25 protein-coding genes are annotated in these 22061 nt (G+C 71.5%); 2 read left to right on the top strand and 23 right to left on the bottom strand.

The window, feature by feature from the left end:
* Nucleotides 1–30 precede the first annotated feature (30 nt).
* The 22 genes from VGB24_RS14800 to VGB24_RS14695 form a co-directional block, all read right to left on the bottom strand.
* Complete coding sequence (locus tag VGB24_RS14800) at nt 31–1212, bottom strand: fibronectin type III domain-containing protein (RefSeq protein WP_331073721.1); 1182 nt, start codon at nt 1210–1212, stop codon at nt 31–33.
* 242 nt (nt 1213–1454) lie between these two features.
* Nucleotides 1455–4481 (bottom strand): putative LPS assembly protein LptD, encoded by a 3027-nt coding sequence (locus VGB24_RS14795; protein WP_331073720.1) that lies wholly within the window; start codon nt 4479–4481, stop codon nt 1455–1457.
* Between the two features lie 30 nt (nt 4482–4511).
* Nucleotides 4512–5279, bottom strand: a complete 768-nt coding sequence (gene tatC / locus VGB24_RS14790) for a twin-arginine translocase subunit TatC (RefSeq protein ID WP_331073719.1) — start codon at nt 5277–5279, stop codon at nt 4512–4514.
* Nucleotides 5280–5334: 55 nt separating this feature from the next.
* The gene (gene nrdR, locus VGB24_RS14785; RefSeq protein WP_331073718.1) at nt 5335–5883 is read right to left on the bottom strand and encodes a transcriptional regulator NrdR; all 549 of its coding nucleotides are present in this window, start codon (nt 5881–5883) and stop codon (nt 5335–5337) included.
* A 47-nt stretch (nt 5884–5930) separates the two neighbouring features.
* Nucleotides 5931–6683 carry a tol-pal system protein YbgF gene (gene ybgF / locus VGB24_RS14780; protein WP_331073717.1) on the bottom strand — a complete coding sequence of 251 codons (753 nt, stop codon included), beginning with the start codon at nt 6681–6683 and terminating at the stop codon, nt 5931–5933.
* Nucleotides 6680–7288: an OmpA family protein gene (locus VGB24_RS14775; protein ID WP_331073716.1), complete on the bottom strand. Its 609-nt coding sequence runs from the start codon at nt 7286–7288 to the stop codon at nt 6680–6682. Before VGB24_RS14775 ends, ybgF begins: the two co-directional genes overlap by 4 nt.
* A 644-nt stretch (nt 7289–7932) precedes the next feature.
* Nucleotides 7933–9246, bottom strand: coding sequence for a hypothetical protein (locus VGB24_RS14770; RefSeq protein WP_331073715.1), 1314 nt, complete (start codon nt 9244–9246; stop codon nt 7933–7935).
* Entirely contained in the window at nt 9246–10151 is a 906-nt protein-coding gene (locus VGB24_RS14765) for a hypothetical protein (protein ID WP_331073714.1), read from the bottom strand. The genes VGB24_RS14770 and VGB24_RS14765 overlap by 1 nt, the downstream gene beginning before the upstream one ends.
* Before the next feature lie 2 nt (nt 10152–10153).
* Nucleotides 10154–10570: a biopolymer transporter ExbD gene (locus VGB24_RS14760; RefSeq protein ID WP_331073713.1), complete on the bottom strand. Its 417-nt coding sequence runs from the start codon at nt 10568–10570 to the stop codon at nt 10154–10156.
* Nucleotides 10570–11271 carry a MotA/TolQ/ExbB proton channel family protein gene (locus tag VGB24_RS14755; RefSeq protein ID WP_331073712.1) on the bottom strand — a complete coding sequence of 234 codons (702 nt, stop codon included), beginning with the start codon at nt 11269–11271 and terminating at the stop codon, nt 10570–10572. Before VGB24_RS14755 ends, VGB24_RS14760 begins: the two co-directional genes overlap by 1 nt.
* Nucleotides 11271–12602, bottom strand: coding sequence for a glutamyl-tRNA reductase (hemA, locus tag VGB24_RS14750; protein WP_331073711.1), 1332 nt, complete (start codon nt 12600–12602; stop codon nt 11271–11273). Before hemA ends, VGB24_RS14755 begins: the two co-directional genes overlap by 1 nt.
* Nucleotides 12584–13219, bottom strand: a complete 636-nt coding sequence (locus VGB24_RS14745; RefSeq protein ID WP_331073710.1) for a bifunctional precorrin-2 dehydrogenase/sirohydrochlorin ferrochelatase — start codon at nt 13217–13219, stop codon at nt 12584–12586. The genes hemA and VGB24_RS14745 overlap by 19 nt, the downstream gene beginning before the upstream one ends.
* Nucleotides 13216–14040 (bottom strand): cytochrome C assembly family protein, encoded by an 825-nt coding sequence (locus tag VGB24_RS14740; protein ID WP_331073709.1) that lies wholly within the window; start codon nt 14038–14040, stop codon nt 13216–13218. The genes VGB24_RS14745 and VGB24_RS14740 overlap by 4 nt, the downstream gene beginning before the upstream one ends.
* Before the next feature lie 85 nt (nt 14041–14125).
* Nucleotides 14126–15133 (bottom strand): LysM peptidoglycan-binding domain-containing protein, encoded by a 1008-nt coding sequence (locus VGB24_RS14735; protein WP_331073708.1) that lies wholly within the window; start codon nt 15131–15133, stop codon nt 14126–14128.
* A 238-nt stretch (nt 15134–15371) separates the two neighbouring features.
* A complete protein-coding gene (locus VGB24_RS14730; protein WP_331073707.1) occupies nt 15372–16007 on the bottom strand; it encodes a tetratricopeptide repeat protein in 636 nt (211 codons plus the stop codon).
* A gap of 74 nt (nt 16008–16081) precedes the next feature.
* A complete protein-coding gene (cutA, locus tag VGB24_RS14725; protein ID WP_331073706.1) occupies nt 16082–16417 on the bottom strand; it encodes a divalent-cation tolerance protein CutA in 336 nt (111 codons plus the stop codon).
* The gene (locus tag VGB24_RS14720) at nt 16414–16866 is read right to left on the bottom strand and encodes a tetratricopeptide repeat protein (protein WP_331073705.1); all 453 of its coding nucleotides are present in this window, start codon (nt 16864–16866) and stop codon (nt 16414–16416) included. The genes cutA and VGB24_RS14720 overlap by 4 nt, the downstream gene beginning before the upstream one ends.
* A gap of 157 nt (nt 16867–17023) precedes the next feature.
* Complete coding sequence (locus tag VGB24_RS14715; RefSeq protein ID WP_331073704.1) at nt 17024–17686, bottom strand: hypothetical protein; 663 nt, start codon at nt 17684–17686, stop codon at nt 17024–17026.
* Nucleotides 17687–17692: 6 nt separating this feature from the next.
* Entirely contained in the window at nt 17693–18073 is a 381-nt protein-coding gene (locus VGB24_RS14710) for a 6-carboxytetrahydropterin synthase (protein WP_331073703.1), read from the bottom strand.
* A gap of 6 nt (nt 18074–18079) precedes the next feature.
* Nucleotides 18080–18820, bottom strand: coding sequence for an SDR family oxidoreductase (locus tag VGB24_RS14705; protein ID WP_331073702.1), 741 nt, complete (start codon nt 18818–18820; stop codon nt 18080–18082).
* 151 nt (nt 18821–18971) lie between these two features.
* A complete protein-coding gene (gene folE / locus VGB24_RS14700) occupies nt 18972–19562 on the bottom strand; it encodes a GTP cyclohydrolase I FolE (RefSeq protein WP_331073701.1) in 591 nt (196 codons plus the stop codon).
* Nucleotides 19563–19973: a 6-pyruvoyl trahydropterin synthase family protein gene (locus VGB24_RS14695; RefSeq protein ID WP_331073700.1), complete on the bottom strand. Its 411-nt coding sequence runs from the start codon at nt 19971–19973 to the stop codon at nt 19563–19565. It lies immediately after the preceding gene.
* Nucleotides 19974–20347: 374 nt separating this feature from the next.
* Between VGB24_RS14695 and VGB24_RS14690 the strand changes: the two genes are divergently transcribed.
* Both VGB24_RS14690 and VGB24_RS14685 read left to right on the top strand, forming a co-directional pair.
* Complete coding sequence (locus VGB24_RS14690) at nt 20348–20761, top strand: Fur family transcriptional regulator (protein WP_331073699.1); 414 nt, start codon at nt 20348–20350, stop codon at nt 20759–20761.
* Nucleotides 20762–20867: 106 nt separating this feature from the next.
* Complete coding sequence (locus VGB24_RS14685) at nt 20868–21278, top strand: MerC domain-containing protein (protein ID WP_331073698.1); 411 nt, start codon at nt 20868–20870, stop codon at nt 21276–21278.
* Nucleotides 21279–21561: 283 nt separating this feature from the next.
* Here VGB24_RS14685 and VGB24_RS14680 read toward each other — a convergent pair whose 3' ends face one another.
* Nucleotides 21562–21987: a hypothetical protein gene (locus VGB24_RS14680; protein WP_331073697.1), complete on the bottom strand. Its 426-nt coding sequence runs from the start codon at nt 21985–21987 to the stop codon at nt 21562–21564.
* Between the last annotated feature and the right edge of the window lie 74 nt (nt 21988–22061).

Genomic DNA, 22061 nt, shown 5'->3' with positions numbered 1-22061 from the left:
TACCGACCGTCGCGACCGTGGATACCGCCGTTACCGCGGCACCACGTTCAGCCGCGGCTCGTTGGGGATCGTCTGGTACGCCCAGTCGAAGATCATCAGGTCGGCGCCGGCCTGGTTGCTCCCCAGCAGCTGCACGCGGACCACGCCGTGGTGCACCTGCCCGTTCGCGCCGGGCACGCGGAACACGTAGCTGTACTCGGGCGTCACGGCGATGGGCGCGCTGCTGTACCCGGTCGTCGGGGCGACCCTGGCGGCGGTGCAGTCCGCGTCGGCGCCGGGGCCGCAGGTGAGCGCCGTGGTGCGGCCGAACTCCACCACCTGCGCTCCGTTCAGCGGCACCAGCCGCCATCCGGCGGATCCCGTCTCCAGGCGGAAGTGGGCGCTGGTGGACGTGCCCGCGACGACGGGGTTCTGCGACTCGCTCGTCACGAAGCGGAAGCCGCTCTGCGTGGGGTCTCCGGCGTGCGCGTAGATCAGCTCGCCGGTGAAGTCCGGACGCGGCACCGCCAGCATCTGCGCGCTCAGGTTGCTCACGTGGCCCATCGTGTCGACCGTGGCCACGCGGTAGCCGTACTCGAACCCGTTCTGCGCCTGCTCGTCCAGAAAGCCGCGCCCGTCGGTTTCGCCCACCTGGTACAGCTGCGCCTGCCCCTGCAGCTGCGTGAGGAACACCATGTAGCGGGCCACGTTGGCGCCGTTGGCGTTGTCCGTCCACCGCAGGTACGCGGCGTCGTCCAGCCCCACCGGCGTGCCCGCCACCGGCGCGGCCGGGCGGGTGTTGGCCGGCACGGACACCTCTTCGGCGAACTCGCTGGACGTTTCGAGGTCGCTGGCCTCGTTGACCGCGGCGACGTAGTAGGTGTACGCGCTCCCGTGCTGCACGTTGCGGTCGGCATACACGCACCCCGCCTCCGTGCAGGAGGTGACGGTGGCGATCAGCGAGTAGGCATTGGAGCTCGACCGCTTGCCGTACACGCGGAACACTTCGTCGTCCCAGTCGCTGGGCGGAAGCCAGGTGAGCTGTACCGTCGGGTGGCCCACCGGCGTGGTGCCGTTGAACCCCTCGAACACCCACTGGTAGCTCACGGCCAGGTCGCGCGGCTCGCCCGGTTCATCGCCGGGGCCCACGATTACCCCGCGGTCGCTCGGATCGCAGGCGGCCAGCATCAGCAGGCCCGCCGCGGCGGACATCCATCGTTTCGTGCTCGTCATGGGAGGGTCTTTCCCCGATGTGTTTCGGTTGGGTGCGGGCTCGGTGGTCCCGGCATCTGCAAAGGCAACCGCCGTTCCGCCCGTGGGCCGGCAGGGCCAGCCGGCGCAATCAAAATCATCGCAACGACTTACCCGAACCGAACACGCTACGGCGCCACGCGCGCCTGTCCCGTATGAACGTCGAACGGGTGTCGCCTGCGAGGGACACCCGTTCGGGAACAGCCTTCCGGCGGAGAGCGCGGCTAGGGCTGGGGCGTCCTCGGCCTCGTGGTTCCTTCGGTCCGGTTGCCGCCCAGGTTCTGGCGCCGGTAGTCGGCCTTCAGGTCCGGCAGGTCCGTCAGGTGCGCCGAGAACGAGAACGACGTGTTGCCGTTGGGCGCCCGGATGATGTCGAAGTTGGCCTGCCACCGGTACAGGTCGCGCTTCAGGTTGAGCACCTGCATGGCGAACTCGTTCTCGGTGATGGAATACTGCGTGTTCCAGTTCACCGCCCAGTTGCGCGTGGGATAGAACGTCACGTTCACGCGCAGGTTCTGGTTGTCGCCCGACAGGCTGCGCCGGGGCACGTCGTCCAGCGGGCTGGGGCGCTGGCGCTGCAGCGAGTAGCCCAGCGACACGTTCCATGGCCCGGCGCCCCCCGTCCCCGTGGTCTGCTCGCGCCCCGTGGCCGTCTGCGAGCCCGGCGGGTCCACCGGGGCAACCCCCTCCTCGGGCGGAGTGTTGCCGCGCTCCGTCCGCCGCTCTCCCTCGTCGGCCCGGGCGAAGCCCAGCCAGCGGAAGAGCGCCGAGTTGGCCCCGAAGCTCACCTGCGTTCCCAGCTGGGTGAGGAACGGCGAAAACCGCCCGCGCCGTGTGCCGGCGGTGGTCCCCGAGGCCGTCCGCTCCTCCTCGAACAGGTCGTGCGCCAGGGTGATGTTGAGTCCCCCGAACAGGTCCGAGCGCAGGGTGCTGGACAGGTCGTTCGTCTGGAACCGGTAGAACGGCGTCTCCTGCGTCCGGGGCGTTCCCGGCGCCGGGATCAGCGAGCGGTCCGGCCGCGGCGCGAAGTTGTAGGCCAGCGCGCTGGTGTTGATGGCCAGCAGCGTCACCTTGCGGTCCTGGTCCGGCGCGTCGCCGCTGACGCCGGGCCGCTCACCCGCCGAGTCGGACGCGGTGGCGGCGGGGTTCCCCGCCGCCGCGGGAAGCCCCAGGGTGTCGGTCTGCGCGCCGGGGTTGCCCGCGCCCGCGTCCGACGGGTTGCCCGTCCCCGCGCGGGCGATCTGCTCGTTCCGCTCCGACTGCGCGGGGCGGCGCACCTTGGCCTCGAAGGTCTGGTCGAACTGGAGCGTCACCTCGTTCTGCTCGCGCCCGCCCTGCTCGCCGAACACCGCGCGCTGCAGATCGTTCTGCGGCACCTGCGGCGAGTACGTGTAGCGCAGCCCCGGCGTGATGTGGTGCCGGATGGCCGAGTACTGGCCGAAGCCGGGGAAGAAGCCGAACAATTCCGTCTGCAGCCCGGCCCCGAAGTTCACCCGCGGGGTGCCCGCGATGAAGCGGCCGAACGCCCGCTCCTTTTCCACCGGAAGCACCGAGTCGGGGTGGATGATGGAGTCGCGGCGCACCACCTGCTGCGCGAGGCTGATGCTGGGCGTCAGCCGGGTGGCGCCGACCAGGCGGAACTCGTAGCCGGTGGACGCGCTCCAGTCCAGCGTCTCGTTGCGCAGCCCGGGAAGGAAGCCCAGGCCGCCGCCGCCGATGGCGGGGTCCACCAGCAGGCTGTCAATGGCGGCCAGCGACTCGCGGTCGTCGCGGCTGTAGCGGAGGCCGCCCCCCACCCCGATGGGCCCGATGCGGACGTTGCCGGTGAGGTTGGCCCCGGCCCGCGCATCGTCGGCCAGCCGCCGCTCGTACCCCTGGTCGCGGGTGTTGCGGTCGTAGTTCACGTCACCCGTCAGCGTCAGCGACGCGTCGTTGTACCAGCGCAGCGTCCCCTCGCCCGCGGGAAAGAGCGTAACGGTCTGCGGGCTGATGCTCAGCCGCGAGCCCAGCCGATTGTCGCCCGTGGCGATGTCCTGCCGCAGCTCGGCGCCGCTGCTGATCTGCCCCCAGTCCGCCCGGCGGGTGAGCGAAAAGGTGGAGCTGATCTCGCTCGTCTGCCGGAGCGGGTCGATGGAGCGGTTGCGCTCGAACTCCGTGCTCGACGCGAAGTTCAGCGCGGTGTTCAGGCTGGTGCGCTCGTTGGGCTGCCAGCCTCCGCCGCCGCGCAGGTTGATGCTGTTGACGCCCTGCTCGCGCCAGAACTGCTGGAACGAAAGGTCGGCGTTCATGAAGCGCCGCCGGTTGGTGTACTGGAACCCCCCGGTCAGCGACATCCACGACTGGCTGCGCCAGTCGAAGGACACCTGCGCCCCCGTGTACTCGCTGAGCGCCCAGTAGTACCCGATGTTGCCGATGTGCCGCCCCGTTCCCCGCTCGCCCCGGCCGGGGGCGTCCGTACGCACGATGTCGGTGATTTCGAACTCGGGGATCAGCACGCCGCTTCGCCGCCCCTTGGCTAGGTCCTGCACGATGAAGGGCAGGACGAAGACGGGGACGTTGCGGAAGTACAGGTACGCCGGGCGGCCGATCAGAACGCGGTTCCGGATCACCTTCATCCGGTCGACCTTGAAGTAGTACGCGGGCTCCTCGCGCTCGTCGGAGGTGAAGGTGCTGCTCGTGCCGTACACGCGCGCGCCCTGCTCCTCGGAGGTCACGTTGCCCTGCACGTACCAGGTGGCGCCCTCGTCGATGGTCGTCTTGGCGCCGCGCACGCTGGCCCGCTCGGCGGCCAGGTCGTAGTAGATCACGTCGCCGGTGATGTCCTGGCCCTCGCCCGTCACGTGGGGATTGCCGTAGATCTCGACGAACTTGCTGAGCTCGCGGTAGACGATGGAGTCGGTGGCGGTGAGCTCCGTCGACAGCCGGTTGACCACCGGGTTACCGCGCAGCCGCAGCGTGCGCTCGGCGTTGCGGAACTCGGCGCTGTCGGCCTGATACTGCACCGGCACGTAGCCTTCCAGCTTCAGCAGCTGGTCGATCACGCTGTCCTGCACGGTTTCGCGGCGGGCGGCGCTGTCGCGCGGCACCGTGTCGGCCTGCGGGCGCGGGCGCGCGGGCGCCTGCCCCGTGGGACGGCCGCGGGGGCTGGTGGGGATCTGCGCCTCGGCGGGCGCGGCGGCCAGCGCCAGGGCCAGCAGCGCCAGCCCGGGCGCCAGCGCGCGGGCCGCCACCATGTACCACTTGATCGACATCGGATTCAATCCCACGAAAGACCAGCTCATTCAGGCGCCCGCGGCGGCGTGCGCAAGGCGGCGGCGGGCCACCAGGCGCGACAGCACGATGCTCAGCTCGTACAGCAGGGTCAGCGGCACCATCATCATCAGCGTCACCGTGATCACGTCGCCCGGGGTGAGCACCGAGGCGACCACGGTGATGCCGGCGATGGCGTGGCGCCGCTTGGAGGCCAGGAACTCGGGCGTCACCAGCCCCATGGCCGACAGGATCAGGATGACCACCGGCAGCTCGAAGACGATGCCGAACGCCAGCAGCAGCCGCGTGACCATGGCCATATAGGGGCCCACGACGATGTTTTGTTCCAGGAACCGGGTCTGGAACCCCATCGTGAACTCCAGCGTCACCGGCAGCACGAAGCGGTACGCCATGTAGACGCCGCCCAGGAACAGGACCACGCCCAGGTACAGCGACGGCACGATCACCCGCTTTTCCGACGGCAGCAGCGCCGGGGCCAGGAACGCCCACACCTGGTAGATCACCACCGGCGACGCCAGCACCAGCCCCGTGGTGATCGCCAGCTTCAGGGTGACGAAGAACGGGTCGGTGGGGCTCAGGTACTTGAGCTTTTCGCCATGGAGGAACGGCTCGATCGGGTGGATGAGCAGCAGCATCACCCCCAGGCGGTCCACCAGCACGAACCCCGCGATGGAGCAGGCGATCACCGCCAGCAGGCTCCACAGGATGCGCCAGCGCAGCTCCTCGAGATGGTCGAGGAACGGCATTTCGCCGGGCTTGCCGCTCTGGAAGATTCCCATCGTTCCCTGAAAGAAAACCAGAGGCGGGCGCGGCCCTCCGCGCCCGCCGTGCTCGTCAGTTCCCCGCCTGCCCCGCGCCCTCGTCCTCGTCGTCGGCCCCCAGGCCGGGAAGCTCGAACTCGGGCTGCACCTTGCGGTACTCGCGCCGCGTCTGCTTGTCGCGCAGGTCGCGGAACTCCAGGAGGAACTCTTCCGGGTCCTGGAAGTTGCGGTAGACGGACGCAAAGCGCACGTAGGCGATGTGGTCGCGGCGCTTCAGCCGGTCCATCACCATCTCGCCGATCTCCTGGCTCCCCGCCTCGCCGCTCTCCCGCCGGTCAAGCTCGCGCTCGATCTCCTCGACGATGCGGTCGATCTCGGCCGGGGTCACCGGGCGCTTGGCCGTGGCGATCTGCAGGCTGGTCAGCAGCTTGCGCCGGTCGAAGGGCTCGCGCTCGCCATCGCGCTTCAGCACCTGCAGCGGCCGCTCCTCGATGTACTCGTAGGTCGTGAAGCGGCGCTCGCACTTCAGGCACTCGCGGCGCCGGCGCACGGCGCGGCCCTCGCGCACGCTGCGCGAGTCGACCACGCGGTCGTCGGTGTGGTGGCAGAACGGGCAGCGCACGGCCTAGAACCCCGCCGGGGCGCCCGGGTTCACCGGAGCTGCCTGCATCACCGGGTCCCCAGCCGCTGGAGCTCGGTGCGCGCCTCGGCCGCCTCGGGGCTGCGGGGGAAGCGCTGCACCACCTGGTTCAGCCGGGTGCGGGCCTGCGTGCGGTTGCCGCGCCCCAGCTCCAGCCGGCCGATGCGCAGCAGCGCCGCGGGCGCGCGGGCCGAGGTGGCGTACTCGCTCAGCACGCGCTCGTACGCGGTGATGGCGGCCGGCACGTCGCGCCCCTGCTCGTAGCTCTGCCCGATGTTGTACTGTGCGTCGGCGGCCAGCCGGTGCTCGGGGGCCGCGCGCAGGAACTCCTCGAACCCGCCCCGCGCCGTGGCGACCGACCCGCGCCGCAGCGCCGCCAGCGCCGCGTCGAACAGCTCCTGGGGATCCGCCGCTTCTTCCTGGGGCGCCGCGTCGGCGCGCTGGGCGGCGGCCTGGGCGCGCCGGGCCTCTTCGGCTGCGGTGTCGACCTGGCGGCGGAGTGCGCCCAGCTGCGCCTGGTTCTGCCCGCTCAGTTCCTGGATCTGCACCAGCTGGCGGTCGATGGCCACCAGCCGGTTGGCCAGGTCGCCGCGCAGCCTGACGTTCTGGTCGCTGAGGCTGTCGAGCATGGCCTCGGTGCGCGCGATCAGCACCGCCACCATGGAGTCCTGCCGGGCCTGCTGCGTGGCCATTCCCAGCTGCAGGTCGCGGATGTCCTGCTTGGTGGCGATGCAGCCGGCCAGCAGGGGAAAGGCGAGCGCCGCCAGCGCCGCGCGCCTCACCGCAGCTCCTGGGGCACCACGCGCACCTCGCCCGCCGCGATGGCGAACTCCACGCGGCGGTTGCGCGCGAACGCATCTTCGCCCTCGCCCTCGGCCAGCGGGCGCTCCTTGCCCAGGCTGACGGTGGTGAAGCGGTCGGCGTTCACGCCGTAGTTGGCCAGGTACGCGCGCACCGCCTCGGCGCGGCGCTGGCCCAGCGCCAGGTTGTACTCGGTGCTGCCGCGCTGGTCGGCGTGGCCCTCCACGCGCAGGCGGACGCCGGGGTTGGCCTGCAGCACGGCGGCCTTGAGCTGAAGGATCTCCGCCGCGGTGGGGGTGATCTCGTTGCTGTCGTACTCGAAGAACACGATCTCGGTGAGCACCTCGCGGGCACCCGCGGTTTCGCGCGCCAGGCGCTCGCGTTCCGTCCGCTCGCGCTCGGCGCGGTCGCGCTCGGCGGCCTCGCGCTCGTTGGCGATGCGGATGGAGTCCGCGCGCGCACGGTCGGCGGCGCTCTCGGTCGTCGCGTCCGGGGTGGGCGCGGTGGTGACGGCCGGGCGCTTCTTGCACGCGCCCAAGGCCATCAGGGGGACGAGGGCGATGACCACGGCGTGGCGAAGGTTCATTCGGTTTCTCCTGGCGTTGTGGTGCGGTACGTTTCGTGGGGTTCCCCCGCCCCCGGCCCCTCCGCCGCAAACGGCGCGGGAGAGGGGGGAACTTCATCGGGGTTCGAATGGGTGCCTCGCATGCCTCGGGAGCCCCCTCCCCCCGGCCCCCTTCCCCCGCTGCGCAGGGGAGGGGGAGACCTGAATTGTGCTCCGGCTGGTGTCGTGCACTCGACGCGGGCGAGGAACGGTGCGCTTCGGGGAGCCCGGCGCATGCCCCGGGCAGCCCTCTCTCCCCGGCCCTCTCCCCCGCAAGCGGGGGAAAGGGAGAATTCGATCGCGCTCCGGCTGGCCCCGCGCACTCGACTGGCTCCCTTCCCCCGCGCAGTTTGCGGGGGAAGGGCTGGGGATGGGGGGCGCCGGCCCGAGCACCGGGCCTGCCCACCCACGCCTCGACTCTGGTGTGTACCCCCTCTCCCACGCTGTTTGTGGGAGAGGGTCGCACGCGTGTCAGCGCGGCCGGGTGAGGGCCCCACGGCAGCCGAGGCCCACGCTTCCGTGACCGCTGCCGCGTCATGGCTGGTACGTGTCCCCGGTTAGATCCTTCGGCCCGGGAGGTCTATACTGCGGGCGAATCCGGCGCGCCTGGGCCTCAGGATGACAGACTATCGTCCCGCGCCCAGCCGCATCAGCGTCCCCGACCAGTCCGGCAGGCCGAACCCGCGGCCGCCGACCAGCTTGCGGACGTTGCCCGTCACCGTGTCGAGCACGAACAGCCCCCCGCCCTCGCGGTCCGGCGAGGCGAACACCAGGTGCCGGCCGTCCGGCGCCCAACTGGGATCCTCGTTCGTCGAGCGGTCGGTCAGCACGCGCGGACGTCCTCCATCCGCGCTCACCGCCACGATCTGCATCACCCCGTTCACCCGCGTGTGGTACGCGATCACCGGCCCCACCGGCGACCAGTCGGGCGAGGTGCTGTAGGCACGCCGGCCGTAGGTGTAGTCCGAGACCAGCCGCGGCTCGCCGCCCAGCGCCATCACGTAGATCTGCGGCTCGCCCAGGCGGTCGCTGACGAAGGCGAAGCGGCGCCCGTCCGGCGACCAGGTGGGCGACAGGTTGTCGTAACCCCGGCCGCGTGTGTGCTGCTGGAGGCCGCCAGCCCCGCCGATCGTCGCGATCTCCGTGTTCCCCGCCACCGTCGTCGCGAACGCCACCGTACGCCCGTCCGGCGCGTACGAGGGGGTGATGTTGATCCCCGCGCGGTCCGAGAGCAGGCGGTCCGTCCCCGTGGACAGGTCGCGCTCGTACAGCAGCGGCGCGTCCGCGCGAAAGCTGGTGTAGGCGATGCGCCCGCCATCCGGCGACCAGGCGGGCGAAAGCGCGATGGAGCCGTCGCTGGTGATGCGCGTCAGGTTCTCGCCGTCGCTGTCGACCGCGTAGATCTCCTTGCTGCCGCGTCCCTGCGTGACGAAGGCGATGCGCGACGCGGCCATCCCCGGCTCGCCCGTGGCCCAGCGCACCACCTGGTCCGCCGCGGCGTGGGCGGCCATCCGGAACCCGCGCGCGTCCGGTGACGGGATGGGGAACGTTCCCTCGCCCTTCTTCTGCCCGTAGACGGCGTCGTACAGCGTCAGCGTCAGGCTGGAGCCGCCCGCGCGCGGCGCGACGCTTCCCGCCAGCACCCAGTCGGCGCCGCGCTCGCTCCACAGGTCCAGGTTCACCGGCTCACCCGCGCGGGCGCCCGTCGCCTCGCGCACCTGGAAGCGGTCGCTGAACTGCAGGTCGCGCTGCACGATGGCGCGCACCGCCTCGCCCCCCGCCCCGCCGAAGGGCAGGACCACGAAGCCGGAGGCCGCCTGCGTTTCGTACGTCGTGCGAAGCTGCACCACCACGGAGTCCTGCGCCCGCGCCGGCGCGAACGCCGGCACGGCGGCGGCCAGGACCAGGAGCAGGCGCGCGGATCTTGAAACCACGGTCATCACGACATTTCGGGGGTGATCTCGACGCACACGGGAAGCTCTTCACCCCCGAACGCGGAGGGGAGCACGCCAAACGCCTTGCGGTTGCCGGCCTGCTCGGCCGCTTCCATCAGCGCGAGGCGAAAGGCCGCGCCGCCACGCACCCGCTCGGTGGAGATTTCGGCCACCGAGCCGTCGCGCATGATGCGGAAGCACACGTTGCCGCTGCCGCCCGACGCCGACTCCGGCGCGCGGAAGAAGCGCCGCACCTGCCGGACGATGTTGGTGCAGTACCCGGCCGTGGGGCAGCGCACGCCGCGGCTGCTGATGGTAAGCCCCTCGCCGCCGGGGCTGTTCGCGTCGGCGTTCCGCCCCGTCGCCGGCCCCGTCCGCGTTCCCTCGCCCCGCGAGCGGTTCGCATCGTTCCCCGTCCCGCTCTGCCCCGAGCCCGGGCGCGTCGCCGCCGGCCGGTTCGGTGTCGAAGGCGTGGTCCGGGGCGGCGTGGCCGGCGTCGTCCTCGGCGGCGCCGGAGTGGGGCGCGGCGGCGTGGGACGCGGGGGCGTCGGACGCTCCGGGGTCTTTCTAGGCTCGGGAGCCTTCTCAGGTTCCTTCGGCGCGCTCTTCTCCGGAACCGGCGGCGCGGGCTCCGGCTCCGGCGCGGGCGGCTCCGGCGCCGGCTCGGGTTCGGCCGCCGGAGGAGCCGGGTCCGGCGCGGCGGGGCCGGGCTCCTGGTTGGCCATGGCCTCGGGCAGCGGCTCGCCCGCCACGTTGGGCAGCTCCGAGACGATGTCCACCGCGTAGACCTTCACCTTCGGCGGCTTCGCATCGGCACCCGTGAACGCCATGAGGACCACGGCCACCCCGTGCAGCGCCAGCGACGCCAGCACGGGCCCGCGCATCCGGCTTCCCTCGCGGCGCCTGGCCATGGCTACCGCTGCCCCGGCTCGGGCTCGGCGATCAGGCCCACGGACGCCACGTCCGCCGCCTTCATCAACCCCAGCACCTGGATCACCTTGCCGTAGGGCACCCCGTCGTCGGCTCGAAGATAGACGCTGGTGGCGCCCTTCTCCTTCACCATCGCGGGAAACTGCCGCTCGAACTCGTCCAGCCGCACCGCCGCCTCGCCGATGAACACCTGGCCCGCCTTGTCGACCGTCACCGTCAGCCCCTCGTTGGAGGGGACCGACTGGGTGCGCGCCTTGGGCATGGTGATCTCTACCCCGCCCTGCATCATGGGCGCCGTCATCATGAAGATCACCAGCAGCGTCAGCGCAACGTCAACCAGGGAGGTGACGTTGATCTCGGCCGTGATGCCCGATTCCTGGCGGTTGCGGCGGCGCGGCACTAGATGCGCCCCTCGCGGGCCAGCGTGCCGATCAGCTCGCTGCTGATCCCCTCGAGCTCGCCCATGAAGCGGTTGAGCCGTCCCGTCAGGTAGGTGAAGGCCATGGCGGCGGGGATGGCGACCACCAGCCCGCCTCCCGTGGTCACCAGCGCCTCGGCCACGCCCGGCGCCACGGCGGCGATGCTGCTGGAGCCGGACTCCATCACGCCCATGAACGAGTGCATCACGCCCAGCACCGTGCCCAGCAGGCCCAAGAGCGGCGACACCGTGGCGATGATGGCCAGCCAGGCGATCCCCCCCGACAGGGCGTCGCGCTCCTCGCCCTCCTCTTTTTCCAGCACGATGCGAAGCACCTCCAGCTGCGCCGGAGAAAGGCCGCGCACGTCGCTTCCCGCCTTCATGGCACCGGGCCGCAGCTCGCTGAAGAAGCCCACGCCGCGCTTGAACACGCGGGTGAAGGGCGACTCCTTGAGCCCGCGCACCCACTCGTACGCCTCTTCCAGCCGCCCGGCCGACTCGATGCGGTCCAGGAACTGGTCGGCCTCGGCGTGAAGGCGGCGGAACTGCAGCATCTTCCAGACGATCAGCGTCCACGACACGACGGAAAAGATCGCCAGCACGCCCATGATCATCTTGGTGGACGGCGTGCCGTGGGCGATCATCTCCCACGTCGCGGAAAACTCGTTGGTCCCGGTCTGCATCAACCCTGGCGTGTAGTGGCGTGTGGTTCAGGCGTAATGTCTTCGGCCTCCGCGGCCTCGCGGTCCAGCTCGAACAGGTAGCGCACGGCATCCAGCACCCCGGTGCCGCGGCCGTTCCCGGCGGCGTGGCGCAGGTTGACCGTGGGCGCGTGGAGCACCTTGTTCACCAGCGCGCGGGTGAGCGCGTCGATGGCCAGCTGGTCTTCCGGCGACAGGTGCGCAAGCTGGCGCATGGCGCGCTCCACCTCGGCCCGGCGCACCTCTTCGCCGCGGTCGCGCAGGGCGCGGATGGTGGGCACCACGGCCAGCGCGGCGTACCACTGCCAAAAGTCTTCGACGCCCTGGCGCACGATGGTCTCGGCGGCGGGAAGCTGCGCGCGGCGGCGGCCCAGGTTGTCGTCGACGATGTGCTGAAGGTCGTCGACGTTGTACAAAAAGACGTTGGGCTCGTCGCCCACCGCCGGCTCCACGTCGCGCGGAATGGCGATGTCGATGAAGCACAGCGGCCGGCGTGCGCCTCCCGGCAGCGCCGCCCGCAGCCGCTCGCGCGTGACGACGGGATGGGGAGCCGCGGTGGAGCAGACCACGATGTCCACGTCCGCCAGCGCGGCGCCGAACTCGTCCCACTGGATGGCCCGGCCGCCACACTTTTCCGCCAGCTCCCTGGCCCGCTCGAAGGTGCGGTTGGCCACGATGGCGGTCCGTACCCCCTCGTCGCGCAGGCACTGCAGCGTCAGCTCGCTCATCTCGCCCGCGCCAAGGACGAGGGCGCCGCGCCCCTTCAGCGAGCCGAAGATCTTCTTGGCGAGGTCGACGGCCGCGGTGGAGACGGAGGCCGCGCCCCGGCCCAGCCCCGTCTCGCCCCGCACCCGCCCGCCGATGGAGAACGCGCTCTGGAAGAGGCGGTGAAGGGCCTGGCCCACCACGGCCCCGTCCTCACCCGCCACCTCGCGCGCGGCCGCGTAGGCCTCCTTCACCTGCCCCTGGATCTGCGGCTCGCCCAGGATCATGCTGTCCAGCCCGGACGAGACGCGGAACAGGTGCTCTACGGCCACCCGGTCGCGGTGCACGTACAGGTGCCGCGCCGCCTCGCCTACGGTCATCCCCACGCGCGCGGCCAGCAGGTCGCGCGCAAGCTCCACCGCGTGCGACCCCTCCGGCGCGGCCAGGTACACCTCCGTGCGGTTGCAGGTGGAAAGGATGACCGTTTCCGCCGACTCGCGGGCGAGCGCCAGCAGGGCATCCGGAAGCTCGGCGCGCCCGAAGGCGAACCGCTCCCGGAGCTCGATGGGCGCCGTCCGGTGGCTGGCTCCTACGACTGCGACAGGCATCGTGCGATGGCCCGTTCCACTTCTTCGTCCCGGCCCTGGATCGCCAGGTCCAGGAACTCGGGGGTGATCAGGCTGAACCAGAAGGCCCGCCGGCGGGCCTCGTCGCCTGCCCAGCGCGCCTGGACGTCGGCGCGCGCCTCCGCCAGCCGCCCCGCCGCGCGCCCCAGCCCGGCGGTGACCACGTCGTCCAGCCGCTCGCCGATGCGCCGGGCCAGCAGGGGCGACGCGCCGCCGGTGGAGATGGCGACCACAACCTGCTCCCGGCGCAGGTGCGAAGGCACCTGGAAGTCGGACTCGCCGCCCTCATCCGCGCGGCTCACCAGCGAGCCCGCCCGGCGCGCATCGTCCGCGACGGCCGCGTTCACCTCGGCGGAGTTCGTCGCGGCGAAGACCAGGTGGAATCCCTCCACGTCCACCGGCCGGTACGCGCGGGGGAACCAGGTCAGCTCGTGGCCGTCCACCGCTGTCCGCAGCTCCTCCGACACCGCGGGCGCCACGATGACTGGCGCGCCGCCGGCATCCACCAGGCTCGCCACCTTGCGCGCCGCCACGGCCCCGCCGCCGACGACCAGGACGCGAAGCCGCGCCACGTCGAGCATCACGGGATACGCGCTCACAGGAAGCCCGCGCCCGTGTTCTCGCCGGCGCGCAGCAGCAGGTACGCAACGACGACGATCGCGAACCCGATGACGGACGCCATCGCGCCGTGGCGGGGGTGCCGCGCGCCGCGCCCGCGCGCCGCCAGGGCGACGACGAACACCAGCCAGGTGACTACCCCCCAGACGACTTTGGGGTTTCCCGCGCCCATCCCCGGCCCGAAGCGGTGCGACCACGCCCACCCCAGAAGCAGCGCCGCGGTCAGGAACGGCAGCCCCGCCAGCAGCGCGCGAAAGCCGATGCGGTCGAGCGTATCCAGCGGGGGAAAGAAGCGGAACACCGCGCCGAAGCGCTTGCCCTTGAGCTCGCGCCACTGCAGCAGGTACATCAGCCCCGCCGCGAAGGCGATGGTCAGCCCCGCGTACCCCACCATCGCCAGGACCACGTGCAGGACGAACCAGGGGCCGCGGTACACCTGCTCCTGCGCGCCCGCGCCCGGCGCCAGCCCCACGGCTTCGGCCACGGCGGCAAGCGCCGCGGCGACGGGAACCAGGACCAGCGAGAGCGGGCTCGTGCGCGTCGACGCCAGGACCAGCGAGCCCAGGGCGATCAGCAGGGCCAGCACGGAAAGCGACGGGCCCAGCCCCACCAGCGGCAGCTCGTGGTGCCGCGCGGCGAAGGCGCCCAGCGCGGCGCCGTGCGCGCCCACGCCCAGGGCCAGCGCGGGGGTGGCCGCGCGGGGGGCGCCGTGGCCGCCGCGCGCCATCGACAGCCCCAGCATTCCCGCGGTCGTCGCGTACAGCAGCAGCGCCACGGTGTGAAGCGCCAGCGTCGGGCTCATCGCCGCCCCACCGCAAGCAGAGGCGCCCTTCCCGGGGGAAGGGCGCCGCGATCACCACCCGTCCGTCCCGCCACGGTCCGCACCGTCACGGCATGCGCGCCACGCGGCGCACCGGAAGCCCCACCCGGATGGAGGGCTGGGCCAGGTGCGTCACCCTCACCGATGCCGTGCGTCCCGTGACCTTCACCACCTGCATGCGGGCGACGGACACCTCGGGGCGGGTTCCCCAGTCGCGCCCCCGCGGCGGCGCGTAGGCCTCGAACACGTCGCCGATGCCCACGCCCGCGTCGCGGCCCACGTCCAGGAACAGGATGGACTCGGTGCGCTGGATGGGGCTGGGCACGCCGAAGCCCAGGATGCGCCCCTGCAGGTCGGCATCCACCGGGCGCGACCGCGCCGTCACGGCGATGGGAAAGCGCTCCCACGGCACGGCGATGTCGTTGGGCGCCACGCGATCGAACATCCCCACGATCACCACCGTGGCCGTCGACCCGTCCAGCGCCGCCACCGTTCCCACGCCCGTGGGCTCGTACACGCGGCCGGAGCCGCGGATCTCGCGGTCCCTGCGCAAAAAGTGGAGCCGGTCGCCCACTCGCACGGCGGCGGGGTCCACCACCACGAACACGCGGTCGTACAGATTCAGCTGGCCGGGCACGCGCCCCTCCACCACCGACTCGTACAGCGGCTCGGTCAGGCGGCCCACCGCCCGCACCTCGCCTTCGCGCGCGAGGAACGAGGCACGGTAGAAGTCGCCCTGCAGCACCTCGGCGGCCTCGCCGCGCGCGCCGAACTGCACGCGCGGTCCCTGCGGCTGCTCCTGCACGGGCCCGCCGAACGCCGGCTCGCCCTGCATCCCCGCCGGCAGCACCAGCCGTTCCGAGGGGTAGATGCGGGCGGGGTCCTCGACCACGTCGGTGTTCAGCCGGAAGATCTCCGGCCACAGGAACGGGTCGTTCAGGTAGGCGCGGGCGATGTCCCACAGGGTTTCGCCCGGGCGCACCACGTGCACGCGCGCGGGCTGCTCGTCCTGCGCGGCGAGTGGAACGGCCGCGAGCAGGCCCACGGCGGCGATGACGGATGCGGCTTTTCTCACGAGACCCCGAGGGTTGTGCGTGAGGACGTGGGATTCACCGGAAGCTGCCGGAGAGGGCCGCCCAGGAGGCCGGCGTTCCCGCGTAGTGTAAGGCGCCGCCTTGCCGAAAGCAAGGCGAATCGCTCGATCCATGCGTTTGCGGCGCCTCTGCATCCGCCCCGCGTCGCAGCCGGAAAACAGCGCCGCCCGCCGCACGGATGCGGACGGGCGGCACGGGTGCTCCGGGCGGGGGCCGCGTTCAGGTGCGGGCCACCACCTCGCGCGACAGGCGGTACATCTCGGCCGCGCGGTCGTGGTTGCCCTTGCGGTCGTAGGCGATGCCCATGGCGTAGTACGCCTTGCCGTTCTCCGGCGAAAGCTGCACGGCCATCTCCAGCGCCTGGATGGCGGCGTCGGACTCGGCCATCTGGTTCAGCGCCTCGCCCAGGATCAGGTAGGCGCCGCCGTGGTCCGGGTCCAGCTCCACGGCGCGCCGCAGCTGGGTGGCGGCCGCGGCGTACACGCCCTTCTTGTACAGCGTGTAGCCCAGCAGGTAGTTCACCTCGGGCGAGTCGGCGGCCAGCTTGAGCGCCTTGCGAAGCTCCTTCTCGGCCGGCTCGTACTTGCCCAGCGCGAACAGCGCCGACCCCATCCCCAGCACCGCGCGCAGGTTGTCGGGCTGCCCGGCCACGACGGTGCCGAACGCCTCTGCGGCGTCGGCGTGGCTGCCGGCGGCGCTCAGCGACTCCGCGCGCTCCAGCCGGGCCAGCCACGCGTCGGGCGAGGCGTCGCCGCCGCCCGCACCCGCGGGCGACTTGCGCGTGCGCTTGCGGGCCGGCTCGACGGCCTCCGTCTGCCCATCCTGCTGTGGAGCTTCGTCCTCCGCCTTCGTCATCCGAGCCGTTCCGCTTTCAGTTCCACGGGGGGCCGGTCCTTCCGTCCCTTCGCTCCCACCCACCGCCGCCGTGCCTACGGCCGCGTTTCGTCCATCACCCACCTGCAGTACGGCGCCAGCCCGTCTTCCACCGGCGCCACCACCAGTTCCGGAACCTGGTACGGGTGCAGCTCCGGCAGCCGCTCCTTGAGCCGGGGCACGTTCTCCCGGCGGGTCTTGATCAGCAGCAGCACCTCGGGATCGGCGTGCACCTGCCCTTCCCAGCGGTACACCGAGGTGAGGCCGGGAACCAGGTTGGCGCAGGCGATCAGCCCTTCGTCCACCAGCGCGCGGGCGATCCGCTCGGCCGTCGCGGGGTCGGGCGCCGTGCTGAAGGCGATGACGATCCTCGAGGCCTCTTCGCCACTCACAGCGGAAGCTGAAGCTCCGGCGAGCCTTCGCCCTCGCCCGTCAGCTCGGCCAGCGTCTGCCTGGCGTGGCTGATGTGGCGCTGCGCGTTTGGCGTTTGCGGGGGCCGCGCCAGGAACGCCCGCAGGTGCGCCACGGCCTGGTCCTGCTGCCCCTGCTGAAGCAGCAAAAAGGCGAGGCCGTAGTGGGCGCCGGACGCGTGGGGCTTCAGTTCCAGCACGCGGCGGTAGGTCTTCAGCGCCTCGTCGGTCATGCCGATGCGCGTGTACGTCACCGCGATCTGCTGCAGGACGTCGGTGTCGTTGGGGCTTTCGCGGAGCGCCAGCCGAAACGAGGTAAGGGCCTCGTGGTACTTCTCCTGGTGGAGCAGGACCGTGCCCTCCTCGTAGTAATCCGGCTCCCGCTCCTGCGAGCCGGAGCGGCCGCCGATCAGGTTCGTGAACCAGGACATAGCCACGAAGTGGAGATGCGAGAAGGACTTGTCTGTGGGCCGCTGAGGCGCGGCTCGGACCGCCGGCGGGACGCGCTCGGCGCGGCGCGCCGGCCGCGCCCCGAAGGTTCCCAAGCTACTGGCGAAGGGCCGCTCCCGCAACCGAGCGGAGCGCGTGTCAGCCCCGCCGCGAGGGGCCCAGCTGCACCGGCCGCCCGGGCGCCGCGGCCACCACCACGTCCTCCTGCTCCAGCATCACCTGCGCGCCCAGCCCACGCAGCCGCGCGGCCGTTTCGGCGTCCGCGGGGTCCACCAGCAGGCGGGCGCCCGGCGCCAGCACCCGCAGCGCCTCGCGGAGCCGATCGTCGCCCGCCCCGCTCGTGAGCGCCGCGCCGCGCATCGCCCCGTCGCGAAAGGGCAGCGCGGCACCGGCCCTCACCCGGCTGACCCCCGGCTCCATCGCGGGAGGCGTCGCGGAGCCGGCACCGACCGCGACGACTTCCACCTCGGGCACCAGCGTCGCGAGGGCCGCCGCGTGACGCCCCCCGGGACCCTCCAGCATCACCAGTCCCCGCGCCCCGGCCAGCCCCATCAGCGCGGCGAGCTTCACCGGCGCCTCCGGGTCGTCGGCGGGTGGGTCGGCGGGGACATCCGCCCCTGTCGCGGAACCGAGGGAAAGGTGGGCGACGCCGCCGCCGATGGCGTAGGTTTCGCGGCAGTTGGCGCAGCCCAGCCGTCCCTCAACCACGCGGCGCTCCTCCAGGCGGTCGGCCTGCACCAGCAGCCCGAACCCGGGTCCGCAGCGCGGGCACGTGAGGGCGTCCGTCAGCAGGATGTACATCGCAGCCTACCAGGTAGGCTTAAGGGAGTACTGCGCCCACTGGTTGGGGGTTTCCCAAACCTTTACGTAGACCAGGTTCTGGCCCTCGGGCCCTAGGCGCGCCTGCATCTCCTGGAAGATCCACCGCGCCTGGTTCTCGGCGCTGGGCTCCAGATCGGTGAAGGGCGGGACGTCGTTGATGTTCCGGTGGTCCAGCTCGTTGGCGATGGCGCGCAGGTGGCGCTTCGCGTCGCCGAAGTCGAACGCCATGCCCCCTTCGCCCACGTCTTCGAAGGCCAGGCCGGCCTCGACGACGTAGTGGTGGCCATGGAGGTTTTCGCACTTTCCCTTGTAGTCGCGAAGGAAGTGCGCGGAGTCGTACGAGGCCTTTACGTTCAGCAGGAACATGGGCTTTCAGCCGGCTGCTTCTACGGCGATGCTGGGGATTTGCACGCCCGGGGGCTGCGACACCGCGAACACCACGGCGCGCGCCACGTCTTCGGGGCGCATCATGGACGCGCGCGACGGAAGGTCGGCGCGCTCGTCCGGGTTCACGGGGTTCCACAGGGGCGTGTCGGTGGCCGCCGGCTCCACCAGCGTGGCGCGCACGCCCGTTCCGCGCAGCTCGGCCAGCAGCACCTCGTGCAGGCCGCGCAGGCCGAACTTGGAGGCGGAATACCCGCCGTTCTCCGGAAAAGCCACGCGGCCGGCGACGGAGCCCAGGTGAATGAAGTGCCCGGTGCCGCGCCGCAGCATGGGCGGCAGAAAGGCGCGGATCATCAGGAACGGGCCGCGCAGGTTGGCGGCCAGCATCCGGTCGAAGTCCGCGGGGTCGGCGCGGTCCAGCCGCGCGAGCGAAAAGGCCCCCGCGGCCCCGACGATCAGGTCGGGCGCGTCGCCGAGCAGCTCGGCCACGTAGGTGGCGAGGGTGTGCACGCCCTCGTGGGTGCCCACGTCGGCGGGCATGGCGTGGCCGCCCACCTCGGCGGCGGCGCGTGCCAGCGGCTCGGGCGAGCGCGCCACCAGGCCCACCCAGGCGCCCGCGGCCGCAAGCTCGCGCGCCACCGCCAGCCCGATGCCGCTGGAGGCCCCCGTCACCAGCGCCGTCTTTCCCTTCAGCCCCTCCATCCCGTTCCCCTGAGCCGGTTCTGGCATTGGATGATGATGTGGTTGGTGGAGGAAAGGTGCTGCCGATCAATGGACGAACACTCACCGTGCAGACGTTCGGACTTCCAGCCGGGGGAGGCCTGGATCGGCGCATTCCGCGGCGCCAGACCAACCCTCGCGCACCCAACCCTGAAGTGTCCTAGTCCCTGCCCCGCACCAGCCGCAGGAATTCTTCGCGCGCGCCCAGGTCGCTCAGGAACACGCCCTTCATGGCGCTCGTGATCGTGCGCGAGTTCTGCTTTTCCACGCCGCGCATCATCATGCACAGGTGCGCGGCCTCGATCACCACGCCCACGCCCTGCGGCTCCAGCACGTCCATCAGCGCGCGGGCAATCTGCTCCGTCAGCCGCTCCTGCACCTGCAGCCGGCGCGCGAAGATCTCCACCACGCGCGGCAGCTTGCTCAGCCCCACGATCTTGCCGTTGGGGATGTAAGCCACGTGCACCTTGCCGAAGAACGGCAGCATGTGGTGCTCGCACATCGAATACATCTCGATGTCCTTGACGATGACCATGTTGTGATGGTCTTCGTCGAAGATGGCGTCGCCCACGGCGTCCTGCACCGACAGGGCGTAGCCGCGCGTCAGCCAGCGCAGGCTCTTTTCCACCCGCTCGGGGGTCTTCAGCAGGCCGTCGCGCTCGGGATCTTCGCCCAGGGCCTCGAGCATGCCCTTCACCAGGCCCGCGAACTCCGCGCCGGTGTGGCCCGCCGCTTCCGTTCCGTCCGACATCTATTCTCCCGAATATTCCGCGGAGTTCCGCGGGGTTTCCCAAAGTGTCAGCTTCACCAGCCGGCCGGCGGGTACGACCGGGGCAAGCCGGTGCCACAGTGCTACGACCAGGTTTTCCGTGGACGGGATCACGTCCCGCAGCCAAGGCACGTCCAGGTTCAGGTTGCGGTGGTCAAGGTCTGCCACCACCGCCTCGGCGGCGTCGCGCAGCAGGCCCAAGTCCACCACGTACCCCGTATCGGGGTTCGGCTGGCCCTCGACCGTCACGTCGAGCTCGTAGTTGTGGCCGTGCCAGTTGGGATGGTTGCACGGGCCGAACACGCGGCGGTTCTCCTCGTCGGAGAAGGCCGGGTTGTGCAGCCGGTGCGCCGCGCTGAAGTGCAGCCGGCGAGTTACGCGAACCGTTGCCACGCGTGCCTGGGAGCCGGGGTGAATGCGAAGAAAAGGCCAGCCCCGCGGGGCGGGGCCGGCCTGAACCGGGCGGCAACGGGAAGGATTTTTGAAGCCATGTCAGGGACATGTTGCGGTGGCTTCTCCGCGGCGTTCCGCCTTCCCCTGCGGGCGTGGCGTCTGCCGCAAAAGGCAGCCCCGGCTTCAAAAGTGTTGGCTCAAAAATTGTGCTTCCCGCTACCTCCAGACGGTGCTGAAGATAAGGCACTCGCCGAGTTCAGGTCAAGGATGGCGGTACCGGCCGCGGCGGGGAGTTCCTCCGGGTTTCCCCAAGCCGTTGCGCGCCATGCGGATGAGCATAGCTTTCCGGGCTCACGGACCATCGGAGGCACGCAGTGGAGCAGCAGATCCTGGAGCTGATCTCGGGGCGAGGGCACCGGCTGACCCAGCCGCGCCGCGCCGTGGTGCGTGAGATGGCGCGCGCAGGTGGGCCCGTCAGCGCCCGCGCGATCCACGAGGCGCTGGCGGCGGCGGAGACCGACCTGGCCACCGTCTATCGGACCCTTCACTGGCTCGTGGAGCTGGGCGTCGCGCGGACGGTGGTCACGGGTGGCGCGGAGCGGTTCGAACTCGTGGCGGACGACCGCCACTCGCACCACCTGCGCTGCGACGCCTGCGGCACCATCCGCACGGTGTCCGTCTGCGGCCTGGACCGCGCGGTGCTGGAGCGCATCGAGCGCGAGTACGGCTTCGCGGTAGACCACCACCGGCTGACCTTTCACGGCCGCTGCGCCGGGTGCCGCCCCTAGTTGCGAAAGACTTGCAACAAGCCCTCCGATCCGTTATCCTTGCCGCCCCGGAGCGCACGTCGCGCTCCGGGGCGTTCTTCTTTTCCGCACGAGTACGGGTTTTTCGATGAGCACCACTCCCGCGCGCGCCCGCACGGCGCCTGCGTTCGGCTGGGCGGCTGCGCTTCCGCTGCTGTGCTCGGTCCATTGCATCGCCGCGCCGCTGCTCACGGTCGTCGCGCCGGCGTTCGCGATCGCCCCCGCCGCGGAGCACGCGGTGCAGTTCGCCTCGGCCGTGCTGGCGGCCGCCATGGCGTGGTCCGGGCTTCGCGCCCACGGCCGTACGATTGTCCTCGTGCCGATGGCGCTGGGGATGGGCGTGTGGGCAGTGGCGGAGACGATCGGCGTCGCGGGTGGGGCCGAGCAGGCGGCGCACGTGGCGGGCGGGCTGATCCTGGCCGCGGGGATGCTGTGGAACGGCCACCTGCGGCACCAGGCCTCGTGCCACCACTGCGGCTGCCCCGCGCACCACGACTGAGTTCCGGCGGGCAGGGATCGGGGGAGAGGGGGACCTGAACTCGGCTCCGAGTGGTTTCGTGCACTCGCCGCGGGGGAGGAAAGGTGCGCTTCGGCGAGCCCGGCGCATGCCCCCGGCAGCCCTCTCTCCCCGGCCCTCTCCCCCGCAAGCGGGGGAAAGGGAGAATTCGATCGCGCTCCGGCTTGCCCCCGTGCACCTCGACCGTGCCTGCAGTGCGCGAAGGCGGACTTCGGGCCGTCGTTGCCGCGAATTCATTCGCCCCAGCGAGGCCGGGGCGCCGGCGTCAGTTCACCCGGACGGGGATCGAGGGCGAGCCGTAGTCGACGGCGCCCGCGGAAATGACGTCCACGCGAAGCGTGGTGTTGCCGCGGCTGCGACCGACCAGCGTCCCCGACGTCCCATCCGTGCCCTCCCAGGCCGCTACCTGGCTGTTGACCACCGTCACCCGGATGGATTGCGACAGGCCCAGGCCCACCGGGACCCCCGCGGCACTCAGCAGCACCACCTCCAGGTCGCGCTCGGCGCCCTGGTTTACGGAGAGAGTACCCGTGACGCCCGTGGCGCCGACGGTGACCAGCGCAGTTCCGCCCGCGTCCTCGATTACCAGGCCGGCCACCGCCTCCCCGCCGCCGGTGATGTCGGAGCAGGCGGAGGCGGCGAAGAGCAAGGGAATCAGCGCGAACCTCCGGCGCATCGTCATGCTGATCATGGGTGGCGTTGTCCGGTTGAGGCGTCGTTGCGAACGGAGCTTCGTACCGAAAGAAGCCGTCGCGCGTTCCCAAA

It is taken from the genome of Longimicrobium sp., assembly GCF_036399935.1.
Lineage (GTDB): Bacteria > Gemmatimonadota > Gemmatimonadetes > Longimicrobiales > Longimicrobiaceae > Longimicrobium.
The sequence above is the reverse complement of the archived record's forward strand: the minus strand, read 5'-3'. Positions and strand labels throughout refer to the sequence as shown.

Bases quoted from the DNA above. Each gene is read 5' to 3' on its own strand.
- folE (WP_331073701.1), bottom strand. From the start codon at position 19,562: ATGTCGGACGGAACGGAAGCGGCGGGCCACACCGGCGCGGAGTTCGCG.
- VGB24_RS14710 (WP_331073703.1), bottom strand. From the start codon at position 18,073: ATGTTCCTGCTGAACGTAAAGGCCTCGTACGACTCCGCGCACTTCCTT.
- VGB24_RS14685 (WP_331073698.1), top strand. From the start codon at position 20,868: ATGAGCACCACTCCCGCGCGCGCCCGCACGGCGCCTGCGTTCGGCTGG.
- VGB24_RS14800 (WP_331073721.1), bottom strand. From the start codon at position 1,212: ATGACGAGCACGAAACGATGGATGTCCGCCGCGGCGGGCCTGCTGATG.
- VGB24_RS14720 (WP_331073705.1), bottom strand. From the start codon at position 16,866: ATGTCCTGGTTCACGAACCTGATCGGCGGCCGCTCCGGCTCGCAGGAG.
- VGB24_RS14715 (WP_331073704.1), bottom strand. From the start codon at position 17,686: ATGTACATCCTGCTGACGGACGCCCTCACGTGCCCGCGCTGCGGACCC.
- VGB24_RS14770 (WP_331073715.1), bottom strand. From the start codon at position 9,246: ATGACCGTGGTTTCAAGATCCGCGCGCCTGCTCCTGGTCCTGGCCGCC.
- VGB24_RS14680 (WP_331073697.1), bottom strand. From the start codon at position 21,987: ATGATCAGCATGACGATGCGCCGGAGGTTCGCGCTGATTCCCTTGCTC.
- tatC (WP_331073719.1), bottom strand. From the start codon at position 5,279: ATGGGAATCTTCCAGAGCGGCAAGCCCGGCGAAATGCCGTTCCTCGAC.
- VGB24_RS14795 (WP_331073720.1), bottom strand. From the start codon at position 4,481: ATGTCGATCAAGTGGTACATGGTGGCGGCCCGCGCGCTGGCGCCCGGG.
- hemA (WP_331073711.1), bottom strand. From the start codon at position 12,602: ATGCCTGTCGCAGTCGTAGGAGCCAGCCACCGGACGGCGCCCATCGAG.
- VGB24_RS14730 (WP_331073707.1), bottom strand. From the start codon at position 16,007: ATGACGAAGGCGGAGGACGAAGCTCCACAGCAGGATGGGCAGACGGAG.
- VGB24_RS14765 (WP_331073714.1), bottom strand. From the start codon at position 10,151: ATGGCCAGGCGCCGCGAGGGAAGCCGGATGCGCGGGCCCGTGCTGGCG.
- VGB24_RS14740 (WP_331073709.1), bottom strand. From the start codon at position 14,040: ATGAGCCCGACGCTGGCGCTTCACACCGTGGCGCTGCTGCTGTACGCG.
- VGB24_RS14705 (WP_331073702.1), bottom strand. From the start codon at position 18,820: ATGCCAGAACCGGCTCAGGGGAACGGGATGGAGGGGCTGAAGGGAAAG.
- VGB24_RS14775 (WP_331073716.1), bottom strand. From the start codon at position 7,288: ATGAACCTTCGCCACGCCGTGGTCATCGCCCTCGTCCCCCTGATGGCC.
- VGB24_RS14755 (WP_331073712.1), bottom strand. From the start codon at position 11,271: ATGCAGACCGGGACCAACGAGTTTTCCGCGACGTGGGAGATGATCGCC.